This is a genomic window from Streptomyces sp. NPDC051907 (genome assembly GCF_040681075.1).
Classification (GTDB): Bacteria; Actinomycetota; Actinomycetes; order Streptomycetales; family Streptomycetaceae; genus Streptomyces.
This window is the reverse complement of the sequence record NZ_JBFAYB010000045.1, coordinates 38838-54967: the sequence shown is the minus strand read 5'-3', so window position 1 is coordinate 54967 and position 16130 is coordinate 38838. Positions and strand designations below refer to the sequence as shown.

13 protein-coding genes are annotated in these 16130 nt (G+C 73.9%); 5 read left to right on the top strand and 8 right to left on the bottom strand.

Features of this window, described 5'->3' with window-relative positions:
• Positions 1-62 precede the first annotated feature (62 nt).
• The gene (locus tag AB0M39_RS22980; RefSeq protein ID WP_365367212.1) at positions 63-1067 is read left to right on the top strand and encodes a glycosyl hydrolase; all 1005 of its coding nucleotides are present in this window, start codon (positions 63-65) and stop codon (positions 1065-1067) included.
• 33 nt (positions 1068-1100) lie between these two features.
• On the opposite strand, the gene AB0M39_RS22975 is transcribed toward AB0M39_RS22980, so the two are convergent.
• From AB0M39_RS22975 to AB0M39_RS22960, 4 genes are all read right to left on the bottom strand, one after another.
• Positions 1101-1892, bottom strand: coding sequence for a polysaccharide deacetylase family protein (locus AB0M39_RS22975; protein WP_365367210.1), 792 nt, complete (start codon positions 1890-1892; stop codon positions 1101-1103).
• 7 nt (positions 1893-1899) lie between these two features.
• Positions 1900-3258 (bottom strand): glycosyltransferase, encoded by a 1359-nt coding sequence (locus AB0M39_RS22970; RefSeq protein WP_365367208.1) that lies wholly within the window; start codon positions 3256-3258, stop codon positions 1900-1902.
• A gap of 35 nt (positions 3259-3293) precedes the next feature.
• On the bottom strand, positions 3294-4361 hold the full coding sequence (locus AB0M39_RS22965) for a GNAT family N-acetyltransferase (protein WP_365367236.1): 1068 nt from the start codon (positions 4359-4361) through the stop codon (positions 3294-3296).
• 305 nt (positions 4362-4666) lie between these two features.
• Positions 4667-5356, bottom strand: a complete 690-nt coding sequence (locus tag AB0M39_RS22960; protein ID WP_365367206.1) for an aspartate/glutamate racemase family protein — start codon at positions 5354-5356, stop codon at positions 4667-4669.
• 125 nt (positions 5357-5481) lie between these two features.
• On the opposite strand from AB0M39_RS22960, the gene AB0M39_RS22955 reads away from it, so the two are divergent.
• A complete protein-coding gene (locus tag AB0M39_RS22955; RefSeq protein WP_365367204.1) occupies positions 5482-6351 on the top strand; it encodes an SDR family oxidoreductase in 870 nt (289 codons plus the stop codon).
• A 22-nt stretch (positions 6352-6373) separates the two neighbouring features.
• Here the strand turns inward: AB0M39_RS22955 and hutI are convergent, their stop codons facing one another.
• The 4 genes from hutI to hutU all read right to left on the bottom strand — a co-directional run bounded on the left by hutI (position 6374) and on the right by hutU (position 12236).
• Positions 6374-7546, bottom strand: a complete 1173-nt coding sequence (gene hutI / locus AB0M39_RS22950) for an imidazolonepropionase (RefSeq protein WP_365367202.1) — start codon at positions 7544-7546, stop codon at positions 6374-6376.
• Between the two features lie 378 nt (positions 7547-7924).
• Positions 7925-9304, bottom strand: a complete 1380-nt coding sequence (locus AB0M39_RS22945) for a formimidoylglutamate deiminase (protein WP_365367234.1) — start codon at positions 9302-9304, stop codon at positions 7925-7927.
• Positions 9301-10491, bottom strand: a complete 1191-nt coding sequence (locus AB0M39_RS22940; RefSeq protein WP_365367232.1) for an allantoate amidohydrolase — start codon at positions 10489-10491, stop codon at positions 9301-9303. The genes AB0M39_RS22945 and AB0M39_RS22940 overlap by 4 nt, the downstream gene beginning before the upstream one ends.
• Positions 10492-10574: 83 nt before the next feature.
• Complete coding sequence (gene hutU / locus AB0M39_RS22935) at positions 10575-12236, bottom strand: urocanate hydratase (RefSeq protein ID WP_365367200.1); 1662 nt, start codon at positions 12234-12236, stop codon at positions 10575-10577.
• 148 nt (positions 12237-12384) lie between these two features.
• Between hutU and AB0M39_RS22930 the strand changes: the two genes are divergently transcribed.
• The 3 genes from AB0M39_RS22930 (at position 12385) to AB0M39_RS22920 (ending at position 15711) form a co-directional block, all read left to right on the top strand.
• A complete protein-coding gene (locus AB0M39_RS22930) occupies positions 12385-13698 on the top strand; it encodes a diaminopimelate decarboxylase (RefSeq protein ID WP_365367198.1) in 1314 nt (437 codons plus the stop codon).
• Positions 13699-13702: 4 nt separating this feature from the next.
• Positions 13703-14179 carry an SRPBCC family protein gene (locus AB0M39_RS22925; protein ID WP_365367196.1) on the top strand — a complete coding sequence of 159 codons (477 nt, stop codon included), beginning with the start codon at positions 13703-13705 and terminating at the stop codon, positions 14177-14179.
• Positions 14180-14340: 161 nt separating this feature from the next.
• Positions 14341-15711 carry an APC family permease gene (locus AB0M39_RS22920; protein ID WP_365367194.1) on the top strand — a complete coding sequence of 457 codons (1371 nt, stop codon included), beginning with the start codon at positions 14341-14343 and terminating at the stop codon, positions 15709-15711.
• Positions 15712-16130: the final 419 nt, after the last annotated feature.

Below are 16130 nucleotides of genomic sequence, written 5' to 3'. Positions count from 1 at the left end.
CCGACTCCCTCGGGGCGCCAGGCATCCATCGCAGGCCGCGCGACCGACGCCGGCTGTGGGCCATGTCCACAGCCCTCGTCGGCGTGCTGCTGGCCGGAGTCCTCGCGCTGCAGACGTCCTCGGGGTCCGACCCCTCGGCGCACAGCGAGGAGTGCCGGCCCTCCGAACTGCTCGTGCCCCGATGCGGCGCCTGGTTCGGCGCGTACGTACGGCACAGCAAACCCGACCTCGAGGAGAAGGTGCTCGCCTATGAGAAGCGCCTCGACCGCAAGCTGGACATCGTCTACGCCTACCACGACATGTCCGTCGACGACGGCCTGGAAGGGACCCTGCTGACCGAGCAGGAGCAGCGCGTCGGCAGGACCCGGATGCTGCTGCTGTCCTGGGAGAGCAAGTGGTGGAACGGCACCGCGGAGCAGCAGCCCAGCTGGAAGAAGATCGCCTCCGGAGCGCTCGACGAGAGCGTGATCGACGTACAGGCCGAGCGGATCAAGAAGTACGGGAAGAAGGTCTTCCTCTCCTTCGACCTGGAGATGGACACCCGTACCCCCGCCAACGGCACGCCCGCCGAGTACGTCGCCGCCTACCGCCACATCCACGACCGGTTCCGCGAGCTGGGCGTCGGCAATGTGGTGTGGACCTGGATCATCACCGGCTACACCGGGCACAGCGACCTGTTCCGCGACCTCTACCCGGGCGACCGGTACGTCGACTGGATCGGCTACAACCAGTACAACTACTACCGCTGCCACAAGACGCAGTGGCGCAGCTTCGCGCAGACGCAGCGGGCCCCGCACGAGTGGATCCGCGAGAACCTCTCCGACGACAAGCCGCTGATGCTCTCGGAGTTCGGCACGGCGGACGAGCCGTCCAGGCCCGAGGCGCAGGCCCAGTGGTACGCGCAGGTCCCGGCGGTGGTCAAGGACCTGGACGGCGTCCGGGCCGCGCTCCAGTGGAACTACCGCGACCCCGGGCCCGGCTGCGACCTCTCGCTCGCCCGGGACGCCTCCTGGAAGAGCCTGCGCAAGGTCGCGGCCGATCCGTACTTCAACCAGCCAAGACCCTGAGGTCCGTCCGGCGCCCGCGGGCGCGCCCGTGCGCTAGCCCGCGAACACCGGTCCCTTCACGGCGGCGCGGGCGCGCCGGTACATCCGCCAGCCGACCGTCGGCAGCGCGTCGCGGAACGGCGCGACCGGCGCGCCCCGCCCCTCCATCCACTCCTCGACGTCGGCGACCGTGTGGCCGCGGCGCAGGATGAGCCGGGCGATGCGGTACGCCTCGTCGTCGGGGGAGCTCAGCGCGTGCCGGACGGCGACCGCCGAGACGTAGCCCGCGCGGGCGGCCGCCCGGCGCACCGCCGGGCTGTTGTAGCCGTGCGGGTAGGCGAGATGGCGCACCTCGTGGCCGAGCACCTCCTCGAGGACGGCCTTGGGCTCGGCCAGCTCGCGGCGCAGGGCCGCCCTCGGGAGGGTGTCCAGCTGCGGGTGGGTGTCGGTGTGCGCGCCCACCTCCATGCCGTACTGCTCCAGCAGCGGCGTCTGGGACAGGGTCATCATCGGCGCGGGCGGCAGCAGGCTGCGGCGGCCCGGGGTGATGGCCCCGGTGGTGAGATACGCGGTGGCGGGCAGCGAACGCGAGGCGAGCGCCTCGGCGGTGGGGCCCGGCAGATCGGCGAACCCGTCGTCGAGAGTGAGGACGACGGGCCGGGGCGGCAGCGGGCCGCGGCCGGCGAGACCGTCCACGAGCGCGCCGACGGTCATCGGGGTCCTCCCGCTGGCGACGATCGCGTCCAGCTGCGCCCCGAACTCCTTGGGGGCGACGGTGAACTCGGCGATCCAGTCGGGCGGGTCGTCCATCACCGCGTGGTAGAGCAGCACGGGTATCCGGGGCATCAGCGCCTCACCGACTTCTCTCCTCGGCCGACTCTCGCCGTCGGCTCTCCTCGGCCGGCTCTCGCCGTCGGTCCGCCTTCGGGTCCCAGGGCAGCGGCACGCCGCGTACCCGCAGGCGCGCCCTCGCGTACCCGAGCGGCCCGGCCAGCATCCCGCGGCGCTCCAGGCGGGAGAGCACGCGCGGCCAGGGGTGGCTCTGCGCGCCGTGCTCGCCGGGCGAACGGGACGCGGCGCCGGCCGGGTCGTCGCGGTGGGCGGTGATGGCGCGGGCGTGGGCCAGTCCGCGCGGCAGGGCGCGCAGCAGGGCCGGCAGCAGGGCGGGGCGGCGCGCCAGGGTCGCGGTGAGGTAGGCGGTCAGTCCTGCGCCGTAGCCGTACGCCTGGTTCCGCAGGTCCTGCCAGGTCTCGCGGTGGTGGTGCCAGACCAGGGCGTCGGGGGTGTAGCGCAGCCGCCGTCCCGCGGCCAGCACGCTGACGAAGGCGTACAGGTCGTCGCCGCCCTTCGCGGGCGTGCCGGTGCCGGTGGCGGGGTCGAAGCCGCCGACGGAGCGCAGCACGCTCGCCCGGAAGGCCATGTTGGCGCCGGAGCCGAAGCTGCCCGCGGTGAACGGGAAGAGCGGCTCGTCGGCGGGCGGACGGGCCGGGTCGTAGTCGCGGGGCGCGAAGCCCTTGGCGAAGCCGCCGTGGCTCTCCAGCAGGATCTGGGCGGGGGTGCGCAGCAGCGCGGGCAGGATCAGCCCGGTGGCGCAGCCCAGGCCCGGGTCGGCGGCGAACGGCGCGGTGAGCGCGCTCAGCCAGTGCGGGTCGGCGACCACGTCGTCGTCGGTGAAGGCGAGGACCGCGCCGTCGGCGACGGCGACGCCGCGGTTGTGCGCGACGGCCAGACCGGGCACGGGCTCGCGCACATAGCGCACCAGGTCGCCGTACTTGCTCTGGACGAGGTCCCGGGTGGCGTCGGTGCTCGGCGCGTTGTCGACGACGACGATCTCGAAGTCCGGGTGGTCCTGGGCGATCAGCGAGTCGAGCGCGCGGGCCAGCTGGCTCGCGCGCTCGCGGGTGGCGACGACGACGCTCGTACGGGGCAGATCGCCCGGCGGGCCCGGTTCCGGCGGGAGGTCCGCCAGCCTGTCCCGGGCGGCCGCGGCGACGGCCTGCGCGGGGTCGGCGCCGGGCGGGACGCGGCACACGACCGTGGCGACGGGCCGGCCCCGCAGCCGGACGAGGGCGTAGACGTCGCCGGAGCGGACGGCGGGGCCGTCGGGGTCGGGGGCGGGGCCGAAGGACAGGACCGGTCCTGCGGGTGCTGCCAGATCCAGCTCGGCGACCTGGATCTCGGTCAGTCTGGGTCTCGTGTGCGTGCTCTCCATGTGCCTCTCCCCCCGATCGCTGGGACGTCCGGCTGTCAGCGGCTTCTGAGCCTGCCCACCCGGTTGAGCGTCTGCTGCGCGTATCCGGCCAGGCGCGGCCGGGCGCGCACGAAGCTGTGGGCGCGGCGCGAGGGCTCGCGGCTGAGCCACCACAGGGCCGCCAGCGGACCCGGCCGCACCGAGGAGCCCTCGCTCACCCGCAGCCGGCCGGTCTGGAGCGCGCCCTTGTACTCCGCGTCGCCGCGCCCGAGGTCGAGCATCCCGACGCCCTCGGCGGCGGCCGCCTCGGCCATCCTCAGATGCAGTACGAGCCCCGGCGAGTACTTGGCGAACTCGGGGTCGTACGCCGGGAACCAGCAGGACAGCACGGTGCGCGAGCGGAGCCCGAAGTGGGCGGCGACCGGCTTGTCCGCGACGTACAGCACCGAGAGCACTCCGGAGCAGCCCGGGGCGCGGGTCTGGTGCAGCCTGCGCACCAGGGCGTTGATCCACTCCTTGGCGAAGCGGTCGCGCCGCCCGGTTCTGCGGTACTGGGCGGACTTCCACTCCATGAGCGTGCGCAGGGCCGCCGGATCCCGCTCGTCGAAGACGAACCGCACCTCGCCGACCTGCCGCCCCAGCCTGCGCTCCTTGGCCAGGGTGGTCTTGAGGAACTTGGGCGACTGGGCGCGCAGCACCTGCTCGTACGCCGGGTAGCCGTCGCCGACGTCGATGACGGGCGAGTCGAACTCCTCGGCCGCGTCGACGCGGAACACCTGCCCGGCCTCGAGGTTGTCGAACTCCCAGGACGACAGCGAGCAGGCCCGCAGCAGAGCCCCGGGCGCGACGCTCAGCCCCGCCCGCAGGATCGCGCCCTGGCAGTCGGAGACGCCCAGGCCGATCGCCCGTCCCTGGCCCAGCGGGCCCTTCTCGTACGGGAAGAAGCCGGCCGGCACGTCGCCCTCGTACAGCACCGCGACCCTCGCGGCGGGCCGCACGCTGCCGACGGCGACGGCGAACTCGGGCTCCATGAAGGGATTGGCAGGCGCTCCGGTCTTGGCGCGCAGCTCCCGCCAGGCTTCGATCTCCCCTTCGCTCAGCTCTCCCGGTGTGACCACGCGTATGCGAACACCGCTCAACTCGACCCCCCGGTCTCTCCCCCTTGAGCCCTTCCCTGCGGAACGCGTTCCCCGGGGCAGGACGCTACCGGTGGATATGGCCACAGGGTAGGGAGGATCGGCGTTCTTGTGACCGATCCGTGAAGGAGCTGGCGATCTATGAGAAAGGGGATGACAGCGTGACGGGAGGTGCGGGGCTGCGGGTGCGGCTCGGGCGGCGCCGGGGACGCCCGGCCGCGTTCCGCTTAGCCCGGCGCGGGGCGGGGCGGGGCGGCTTGGGGTGGGGCGGCTCGGCTCCGGGCGGGGGCGGCTCAGCTCAGCGCCGCGGCCACCGCCGCCTCGACGTGCAGCCTGGTCGTCGGGAACACCGGGACCGGGCTGTCCTTCTCGCCGATGAGCAGCTCGATCTCGGTGCACCCGAGCACCACGCCCTGCGCGCCCGCCTCGACGAGCTCGCCGATCACCTGCTGGTAGGCGGCCCTGGACTCGTCCCGTACGACGCCGAGGCAGAGCTCGTCGTAGATCACCCGGTGCACCAGGGCCCGCCCCTCGGCGTCGGGGGCGACGACCTCGAGCCCGTGCCGGGCGAGCCGGTCCCGGTAGAAGGTCTGCTCCATGGTGAAGGCCGTGCCCAGCAGACCGACCCGGGTCAGTCCGGCGGCCCGTACGGCGTCGGCGGTCGCGTCCGCGAGGTGCAGCAACGGCACGGAGACGGCGGCCTCGACCTGCCCGGCGACCTTGTGCATGGTGTTGGAGCAGATCAGCACGATCTCGGCGCCCGCGCCCTGGAGCCCCCTGGCCGCCCGGGCGAGCACCTCCCCGGCCCGCTCCCACTCGCCCGTGGCCTGAAGCTCCTCGATCTCGGCGAAGTCGACGGAGTGCAGCACGCAGGGCGCGGAGTGCAGCCCGCCGAGGCGTTCGCGTACGAGCTCGTTGAGCAGCCGGTAGTACTCCGCGCTGGATTCCCAGCTCATCCCGCCGATCAGCCCGATGGTCCTCATCGGCCCACTCTCGCACGCGGGAGCAGCGTGGCAGGGCGTCACCCCCGGGGGTTTCGCCGACACTTGGCCGGGCAGACAGCGCCGGCGGGCACCGTCGGCAGGCATCGAGCGAAGGAGGCGCCACCGTGGCCCCAGTCATCGCGGTCACCGGAGCGAGCGGACGCATCGGCAGGCGGGTCGCGCGGCGGCTCGTCGACGCGGGCGCCGCGCCCCGGCTGCTCGGGCGGCGCCCGGACCGGCTGCCCGAGCTGCCCGGCGCCGTCGTCGGACCGGCCGCCGCGTACGGCGACGGCGAGGCGATGCGGCGCGCCCTGGACGGAGTGGACGCCCTGTTCCTGGTCTCCGCGCACGAGGCGCCCGACCGGGTGCCCCAGCACCGCACGGCGGTGGACGCGGCGCTCGACGCGGGCGTGGGGCGGATCGTGTACACGTCCTTCCTGGGGGCCGCGCCCGACGCCGTGTTCACCTTCGCCCGCGACCACTTCCACACCGAGGAGCACATCCGCGCCTCGGGCGTGCGCTTCACCTTCCTGCGGGACGACCTGTATCTGGGCGTCGTCCCCGCGCTGTGCGGGGCCGACGGGGTGATCCGGGGTCCGGCCGGGGACGGTCGGCTCGCCGCCGTCGCCCACGACGACGTGGCGGACGCAGCCGCGGCGGTGCTGCTGGGCGAGGGCCACGACGGGCGGACGTACGACCTCACCGGGCCGCAGGCGTTCACCCTGGAGGAGGCGGCCGCCGAGCTGGGCCGGGCCGCCGGTCGGCCGGTGCGCTACGTCCCCGAGACCCGCGAGGAGGCGTACGCCTCGCGGGCCGGGCACGGCGCCGAGGAGTGGGAGGTCGCCGGGTGGGTGTCGTCGTACGAGGCGATCGCCGCCGGCGACCTGGCCGAAGTCTCCGACGCCGTGCCGCGCCTGACGGGCCGGCCCGCCAGGACGCTCCGTCAGTTCCTCCAGGAGTACCCCGCGAGCTGGCGGCACCTGAGCGGCGCGTAGGAGTCGGACCCGGCGCCTGGCCTCACACCTGGCGTTCGCCCTTCCGCCAGACCTGGGAGATCAGCGGGACCCCGGGCCGGTAGGCGAGGTGGACGTGGCTCGGCGCTTCGAGGACCGCGAGGTCGGCGCGGGCGCCGACCGTGATGCGGCCGACGTCCTCGCGGCGCAGCGCCCGCGCGCCGCCCGCCGTGGCCGACCAGATCGCCTCGTCCGGGGTCATCTTCATGTCCCGTACGGCGAGGGCGATGCAGAAGGACATCGACGAGGTGAAGGACGAGCCCGGGTTGCAGTCGGTGGACAGCGCGACGGTCGCCCCCGCGTCGAGGAGCCTGCGGGCGTCGGGCCACTCGGCGCGGGTGGAGAACTCCGCGCCGGGCAGCAGGGTGGCCACCGTCTCGCTGTTGGCGAGCGCGTCGACGTCCGCGTCCGTCAGGTGCGTGCAGTGGTCCGCGGACGCGGCGTCCAGCTCGACGGCGAGCTGGACGCCGGGGCCGTACGACAGCTGGTTGGCGTGCACCCGCGGGTGCAGGCCCTTGGCCTTGCCCGCGGTGAGGATCGCGCGCGCCTGGTCGCCGTCGAACGCGCCCTTCTCGCAGAAGACGTCGACCCAGCGGGCGTGCGGGGCGCAGGCGTCGAGCATCTCGCCGGTGACCAGGGCGACGTAGCCGGCCGGGTCGTCGGCGTAGTCGGGGGAGACGATGTGCGCGCCGAGGTAGGTGACCTCGTCGGTGTGCTGCGCGGCGATGCGCAGCGCGCGGGCCTCGTCGTGGGTCGTCAGCCCGTATCCGGACTTCGTCTCGAAGGTGGTCGTGCCCTGGCGCATGGCCTCGGCGATGTACTTCGCGACGTTGGCGCCCAGCTCCTCGTCGCTGGCGGCGCGGGTCGCGGCGACGGTGGTACGGATGCCGCCGGCGGAGTAGGCCCGCCCGGACATCCGGGCGTTGAACTCCGCGGTGCGGTCGCCGGCGAAGACCAGATGGGAGTGGGAGTCGACGAACCCGGGGACGACGGCCCGCCCGTCGACGTCGACGACCCGGTCGGCGCCGGGGGCGCGGTCGGCGGCGCCCACCCACGCGACGCGCTCGCCCTCCAGGAGGACGGCGGCGTCGTGGACGAGGCCGAGGGGCGTGGCGTCGCCGAGGGAGGGGTCGTTGGTGACGAGGGACGCGATGTTGGTGATGAGGGTGGTGCTCATGGGTTCCTCTCGGTGAGGGTGGCTCCGGGGAATCGGCCCCGCCGCTCCGGTTCTGCGGAGGGGTGCGCGGCGGCCGGCTCGATCATCGGTCGGGTGGGCGCGGGGACGCGCCGGAGCGGGCTTGCGCAGTCGCTCGGCGATGCGCCGCACGAGGGCGACCTCTCCGGGCGCGGCTCCTGGCCCACGTCGTCGCGCCCGAGACCAGGTCGCGGTCGTACGCGGAGACGGGGGCCGGAGCCCCGGGGCGTCAGCGGAAGCCCCGGAGCGTCGGCACGGGCAGAGCAAGCGTCACGAGCGCAGCGCGACGATCGCTCGGCACGGGCGGAGCAAGCGTCACGAGCGCAGCACGACGATCGCTCGGCACGAACGGACCGGCCGTCACGAGCGCAGCGCGGCGATCGCCTCGGTCAGCGCGGACGGCACGTCCGGGACCAGAGCGTGCGCACCGTCGCGCACCACCCGCCGGCCGCCGACCACCGTGTCGCGCACGTCCGACGCCGTCGCCGCGAAGACGGCCGTCTCCGCGCCCAGCCGCGGCAGCGCGCCCGCCGTGCGGACCGAGTCGAGGGCGATGGTCGTGAAGTCCGCCAGCGCGCCCGCCTCCAGGCGGCCCGCGTCGTCCCAGCCGAGCGCCGCGTGCCCGTCCGCCGTCGCCGCCCGCAGCAGCGCCGCGGCCGTCCAGTGGCCCCGGGTGCGGGTGCGCAGGCGCTCGTTCAGCTCCATGGCGCGCGCCTCTTCGAGGAGGTCGATCACCGCGTGGCTGTCGGAGCCGAGCGACAGGGGCGAGCCGGCGCGCTGGAGAGCGGCCGCCGGGCCGATGCCGTCCGCCAGGTCGCGCTCCGTCGTCGGGCACATGCAGGTGCCGGTGACGGTGGACCCGAGCAGCGCGACATCGTCGTCCGTCAGATGCGTGTTGTGCACGCCGGTCGTCCGCGGGCCCAGCACGCCGTGGTCGGCGAGCAGCCGCGTCGGGGTGCGGCCGTGGGCCTCCTGGCACGCCGTGTTCTCCGCCGTCTGCTCGGAGAGGTGGACGTGCAGGGGCGCGCGGCGCTCCTCGGCCCAGGCGGCGACCGTCGACAGCTGCGCCGCCGGGACGGCCCGCACGGAGTGGATCGCCGCGCCGATCCGCACCTGCTCGCCGTCCTTGAGCAGGGCCGCGCGCGTCGCCCACGCCTCGGCCGTGCCGTCGGAGAACCGGAGCTGGTGCCGGTCCGGCGGCGCGCCGAAGCCTGACGACAGATACGCGGTGTCGAGCAGCGTGATCCGGATCCCGGCGTCGCCGGCGGCCGCGATCAGCGCCTCGCCCATCGCGTTGGGGTCGGCGTAGGGCGTGCCGCCGGGCGCGTGGTGGAGGTAGTGGAACTCGCCGACCGCGGTGATCCCGGCGAGCGCCATCTCGGCGTACACGGCCCGCGCGAGCGCAAAGTAACTCTCCGGGGTGAGTTTCTGGGCAACCTCGTACATGATCTCGCGCCACGTCCAGAATGAATCGGGCGCCCGCTCGCCGCGTGGTCCCCGCACCAGCGGGGATGATCCGGTTCCCGAGCCCACCTGCACCGTCGACCGCAGTGCACGGTGGAAGGCGTGCGAGTGGGCGTTCGCCAGGCCCGGGACGGTCAGTCCGCGCAGGACCTCGGCGCCGGGCGGCGGGGCCTGGACCCCCGTGCGCACGGCGGCGATCCGGCCGTCGGCCACCTCCAGGGCGACGCCCGGCTCGACGTTCGCGCCGAGCCAGGCGTGCTCCGCCCAGTACGTCATCCGCACGCCAGGCCCTCCAGTACGTCGGCGAGTGCGAGCACCCCGGCCACGCAGTCGTCCTCCGGCGCGTACTCGGCCGGGGAGTGCGAGACGCCCGTGGGGTTGCGTACGAACAGCATGGCGGTCGGGATCGATCCGGACAGGATGCCCGCGTCGTGTCCCGCGCCGGTGCCCAGGACCGGGATCCGGCCGCCGAGGATCTTGTCGAGCTGGTCGCGCAGGGCGTGCTCGAACTCGATCACCGGGGTGAACGACTCGCGTACGACGCTCAGGTCGACGCCGTCCCGCTCGGCCCGCTCCTTCGCGGCCTGCTCGATCGCGGCGACGACCGTGTCGAGGGCGGCCTGGTCGGGGGCGCGGGAGTCGAGCCAGCCCCGTACGAGGGAGGGGATGGCGTTGACGCCGTTGGGCTCGACGGAGATCTTGCCGAAGGTGGCGAGAGCGCCCGCCAGCTCGGCCTCCCGGCGGGCCGCGAGGACGGTCTCGGCGTACGTCAGCATCGGGTCGCGGCGGTCCACGAGCCGGGTGGTGCCGGCGTGGTTGGCCTCGCCCCGGAAGTCGAACCGCCAGCGGCCGTGCGGCCAGATCGCGGAGGCGATGCCGACCGCGTCCCCGGACAGGTCCAGGGCGCGGCCCTGCTCGACGTGGAGCTCGACGAACGCGCCGACGCGGGCGAGCCGCTCGGGGTCGGCGCCGATGGCCGACGGGTCGTACCCGGCGGCCTCCATGGCCTGCGGGAGGGAGATCCCGTCGCCGTCCCGCAGGTCGTACGCCTGCTCCTTGGTCAGCTGCCCGGAGGCGAGGCGGGAGCCGACGCAGGCCAGGCCGAACCGGGCGCCCTCCTCGTCGCCGAAGTTGACGACGGCGAGGGGGCGCGTGAACTCGGCGCCCCTCCCCCGCAGCTCGTCGAGCGCGGCGAAGGAGGAGACGACGCCGAGGGGGCCGTCGAACGCGCCTCCGTCGGGGACGGAGTCGAGGTGCGATCCGGTGACGACGGCGTCCCCGGCGAGGGGGTCGCCGAGCCAGGCCCACTGGTTGCCGTTGCGGTCGGTCTCATAGGCGAGACCGCGCGCCTCGGCCTGCTCCTGGAACCAGGTGCGGCAGTCGGCGTCGGTGCCCGTCCAGGCGTACCTGCGGTAGCCGCCGGAGTCGGCGTGCCGGCCGATGGGCCTGAGGTCGGCCCACATCTGGTGGAAGCCGGAGGCGCCGCCCCCGGCCGGCGCCTCGTACGCCTGCGGGGCCCCGCCCTCGGCGGGACTGCCGGACGGGATCACGCCTGGTCCTCTCGCATCGGGACGCGCACGCCGCGCTCGTCGGCGACCGACTCGGCGATGTCGTAGCCCGCGTCGACGTGGCGGATCACGCCCATGCCCGGGTCGTTCGTCAGGACGCGGCGGATCTTCTCGCCGGCCAGCTTGGTGCCGTCGGCGACCGAGACCTGGCCCGCGTGGATGGAGCGGCCCATGCCGACGCCGCCGCCGTGGTGGAGGGAGACCCAGGAGGCGCCGGATGCGACGTTGACCATGGCGTTCAGCAGCGGCCAGTCGGCGATCGCGTCGGAGCCGTCGAGCATGGCCTCGGTCTCGCGGTACGGGGAGGCCACCGAGCCGCAGTCCAGGTGGTCGCGGCCGATCGCCAGCGGGGCCGCCAGCTCTCCGCTCGCCACCATGTCGTTGAAGCGCTCGCCGGCCTTGTCCCGCTCGCCGTAGCCCAGCCAGCAGATGCGCGCCGGCAGGCCCTGGAAGTGGACGCGCTCGCCGGCCATCTTGATCCAGCGGTGCAGGGACTCGTTCTCGGGGAAGAGCTCGAGCATCGCCTTGTCGGTCTTGGCGATGTCGGACGCCTCGCCCGACAGGGCAGCCCAGCGGAAGGGGCCCTTGCCCTCGCAGAACAGCGGCCGGATGTAGGCGGGGACGAAGCCGGGGAAGGCGAAGGCGCGGTCGTATCCGGCCAGCTGGGCCTCGCCGCGGATGGAGTTGCCGTAGTCGAAGACCTCCGCGCCGGCGTCCATGAAGCCGACCATGGCCTCGACGTGACGGGCCATCGACTCGCGGGCGCGGGTGGTGAAGCCCGCCGGGTCCTTCGCGGCGTACGCGGCCATGTCGTCGAAGTCGACGCCGGTCGGCAGGTAGGCCAGCGGGTCGTGGGCGGAGGTCTGGTCCGTCACGATGTCGATCGGGGCGCCCTCGGCGAGCATCTGCGGCAGCAGGTCGGCGGCGTTGCCGAGCAGGCCGATGGAGAGCGGCCGGCGGGCGTCGCGGGCCTCGACGGCCAGCTGGAGCGCGTGCTGGAGGCTGTCGGCCTTGACGTCCAGATAGCGGTGCTCGATACGGCGCTCGATGGCGCGCGGGTCGACGTCGATGCAGATGGCCACGCCGTCGTTCATGGTGACGGCGAGCGGCTGGGCGCCGCCCATGCCGCCGAGGCCGGCGGTGAGGGTGATGGTGCCCGCGAGGGTGCCGCCGAACTTCTTCGCGGCGACGGCGGCGAAGGTCTCGTAGGTGCCCTGGAGGATGCCCTGGGTGCCGATGTAGATCCACGAGCCGGCCGTCATCTGGCCGTACATGGTCAGGCCGAGCTGCTCCAGGCGCCGGAACTCCTCCCAGTTCGCCCAGTCGCCCACCAGGTTGGAGTTGGCGATCAGGACGCGCGGGGCCCACTCGTGGGTCTGCATCACGCCGACCGGGCGGCCGGACTGGACGAGCATCGTCTCGTCCTGCTTGAGCGTCCGCAGGGTGCGCACCATGGCGTCGAAGGAGCGCCAGTCGCGGGCCGCCTTGCCGGTGCCGCCGTAGACGACGAGCTTGTCGGGGTGCTCGGCGACCTCGGGGTCCAGGTTGTTCTGGAGCATCCGGAGGGCGGCCTCCTGCTGCCATCCCAGGGCGCTCAGTTCCGTGCCGCGCGGCGCCCGTACGGGGCGGGGTCCTGACATGGCGGTGCCTCCTCGTGACTCACGACCGGGTGACCCATGACCATGACGCGTCACCGCTGAGTGTTGATTGTTCTATTCACATCCTGGCGGGCTGAATAGTTTCAGTCAACAGCTGCGACGCCGTCCACCGGGTGATTGGCTGAAGGACATGGGTGTCGACCGTCGGGATCAGGCCGTGCGCGCGGCGGTGGAGCAGGGCCTCCTCAGCGAGGAGCAGCCCGTCGCCGCCCTCCTTGACGTGGCCGGCGTCCGCGCCGGCGCCGCGGCGCTGCGGGCCGCCTTCGCCGAGGTCGCCGAAGGGCCCGTGCTGCACACCTTCGCCGTGAAGGCCGCGCCGCTGGTGCCCGTGCTCGCCCTGCTGGACGCCGAGGGAATCGGCGCGGAGGTCGCGAGCCCCGGCGAGCTGGCCCTGGCGCGCGCCGCCGGGACGCCGCCCGCCAGGACCGTCCTCGACTCCCCCGCCAAGACCCGCGCCGAGCTGCGCGAGGCCCTCGCCCTCGGCATCGCCGTCAACGCCGACAACCTCCAGGAGCTCGACCGCCTCGACGAGCTGCTCGCCGACGGGCCCGCCGCCGCGCCGCTCGGGCTGCGGGTCAACGCCCAGGTCGGCGGCGGCGCCATCGGCGCGCTGTCCACCGCGACCTCGACCTCCAAGTTCGGCGTCGCCCTGCGCGACGAGGGCGCCCGCGAACGGGTCGTCCGCGCCTTCCTGGACCGCCCCTGGCTGACCCGGCTGCACACCCACTCCGGCTCCCAGGGCGTGCCGCTGGCCCTGATGGCGCAGGGTGTCGGGGCGGTGTACGAGCTGGCCGAGGAGATCAACGCCGCGGCCGGCCGGCAGCAGGTCGACACCGTCGACATCGGCGGCGGGCTCCCGGTGAACTTCGCCTCGGACGAGCAGACCCCCACGTTCGCCGAGTACGCCCGGCTGCTGAAGCAGGAGGCCCCCGGGCTCTTCGACGGCCGCTACGGCCTGGTCACCGAGTTCGGCCGGTCCCTGCTCGCCAAGCACGGCCTGATCCTGGCCCGTGTGGAGTACGCCAAGAGCGCCGGATCCCGCCCCATCGCGGTCTGCCACGCCGGCGTCCAGGTCGCCGTCCGCACGGTGTACGACCCGCTGTCGTGGCCGCTGCGGATCGCCGCGTACGACGCCGAGGGCCGCCCCAGGACCGGCCCGGACGTACGGCAGGACATCGCCGGGCCCGCCTGCTTCGCCGGCGACCTGCTCGCCGAGGACCGCCCGCTGCCGCTGCTGGCGCCGGGCGACGTCGTCGCCGCGCTGGACACCGGCGCGTACTACTACTCCAGCCACTACGGCTACAACAGCCTGCCCCGCCCCGGCGTCCACGGATACGCCGCCGAGGGCGGCCGGGTGCGCTTCACGACCGTGCGGACGGCGCAGAGCGCCGAGGAGATCGTCGCCGAGTCGGGCGGCGCGCACGCGCGAGCACTGCTTCCATGAGTGCATGACCTACAGCGTCGCGGTGGAGCGCCGCGTGGAAGCGCCCCAGGAGCAGGTCTGGCGCGCCCTGACCGATCTGGAGAGCATGCCGCGGGTGCTGAGCGGCGTGGAGGCGGTGGAGATCCTCGCGCACGCGCCGCAGGGCGGCTTCGGCGTCGGCACGCGCTGGCGCGAGACCCGCAAGATGATGGGCAAGCAGGCCACGGAGGAGATGACCGTGACCGCGAGCGCCCCGCCGACGCGCTATGTGGTGGAGGCCCGGTCGCACGGCTCGCACTACGTCTCGGAGTTCGCGCTCCGGCCCGAGGGCCCGGACGCGACGACGGTCCGTATGACCTTCTCGGCCGTCCCGACCGGCGGAGCGGCCAAGCTGATGGCGAAGCTCCTCGGGAGGCTGGGCGCGCGTGCCGTGAGCAAGGCGATCGCAGGGGACCTGGCGGACGTGGCGGCGGCTGTGGAGGGCCGTCAGCGGGGCGCGTGATCCACAAGGGCGCGCGATCCAAAGGGGCGCGTGATCCACAAGGGCGCGCGCGAGCCGTCCCGTACGCCCCTTCCGTACGCGCGGGCGCACCCGTACTGCTGCGCATCAGCCGTGCCGCACCGGGCAGGAGTTCCTCCACCCAGAACCTCGCGGAGGTCCCCATGGCCACCACTTCCCCAGCACCGACGCCCGAGGCGCCCGACGACACTCCGCTCAAACGGGCCATCGGGCCCAAGCTGCTGATCCTGTTCGTCATCGGCGACATCCTGGGCACCGGCATCTACGCCACGACCGGCAAGGTGGCGGGGAAGGTCGGCGGCGCGCTCTGGCTGCCCTTCGTGATCGGGTTCGTCGTCGCGGTCCTCACGGCCGCGTCGTACGTCGAGCTGGTCGGGAAGTACCCCAAGGCCGCTGGCGCCGCGCTCTACACCCAGAAGGCCTTCAAGGTCCCCTTTCTGACCTTCATCGTGGCGTTCATGGTGATGTGCTCGGGGCTGTCGTCGGCGAGCGCGGCGGCGCGGGCGTTCAGCGGCGACTATCTGGCCGAGTTCACCGACGCCGTGCCGCCGACGCTGGTCGCGATCCTGTTCATCCTCGCCCTCGCCGCGCTCAATCTGCGCGGCGTCTCGGAGTCGGTGAAGACGAACGTCGTGCTGACCCTGGTCGAGCTGACGGGCCTGGCGATCATCCTGGGGATCGGCGCGTGGGCGGTGCTCTCCGGGGACGGGCAGGCGTCCCGGCTGGGCGAGTTCGAGTCGAGCGGCACCGGCTTCGCGCTGATGACGAGCATCCTGGGCGCGACGGCGCTGGGCTTCTTCGCCTTCGTCGGGTTCGAGGACTCGGTCAACATGGCAGAGGAGACCAAGGATCCCGTCCGCTCGTTCCCGAAGGCGATCTTCCTCGGGGTCGGGGTCACCGGGACGATCTACGTCCTGGTGGCGCTGGTCTCCTCGCTGCTGGTCGACTACCGCACGCTGGAGAAGTCCAGCGGCCCGCTGCTGGAGGTCGTCAAGGCGGGCGGCGGCGACTTCCCGCCCAAGCTCTTCGCGCTGATCGCCCTGTTCGCGGTGACCAACTCCGCGCTGATCAACATCATGATGGCCTCGCGGCTCTGCTACGGCATGGCCAACGAGCGCATTCTGCCGCGCGCGATGGGCCGCGTGCTGCCCAGCCGGCGCACCCCGGTCGTCGGCATCCTCTTCGTCTCGGCGCTGGCGATCGGGCTGGTGTCGACGGGCGAGATCGAGGGGCTCGGGGACACGACGGCGTTCCTGCTGCTGTGCGTGTTCGCGGTGGTCAACGTGGCGGTGCTGGTCCTGCGCAAGGACCCGGTCGCGCACGCCCACTTCCGTACGCCGACGATCCTGCCGGTACTGGGAGCGACGGCCTCCCTGATCCTGGCGAGCCCCCTTGCCGACCGCGCGGCGGAGGTCTACATCCGGGCGGGGATCCTGGTGGCGATCGGGATCGGACTGTGGGCGGTCAACAAGGCGGTGATGAGGGTGCGGCATGAGGAGGGGGCGGGCAGCTGAGCGGGCGGGGGGCGGGGTGAGGTGGGCGGGTCGGGCGACTGGGTGACGGGTGCCGACCGGCAGAGGCAGGCGACTGGCTGAGGCTGCCCACTGGCTGTGGCGGGCGGTCCGGCTGAGGCGGGCAACCGGCAGGGGCCGCCGACCGGCCGAGCGGGTGCCCGGCTGACGGCGGGCGACTGGCAGAGGCGGCCCGGTCCAGCAGAGGCTGCCGACCGGCAGAGGCGACCGGCTGGCGGAGGCGGACGGTCCGACAGACGCTGCCGATCAGCTGAGGCCGCCGGTCCGGCTGAGGCGGCCGACCAGTTGGTGCCGCCGATCGGCTGGCGGCAGCCCGGCGCCGGGTTGCCCGTCGGCGGCTGTCGGCCCGTCGCGCCGCCCGATGCCCGCCGCCTGCCGCAATCCGCCTGCCGCCCGCCGGG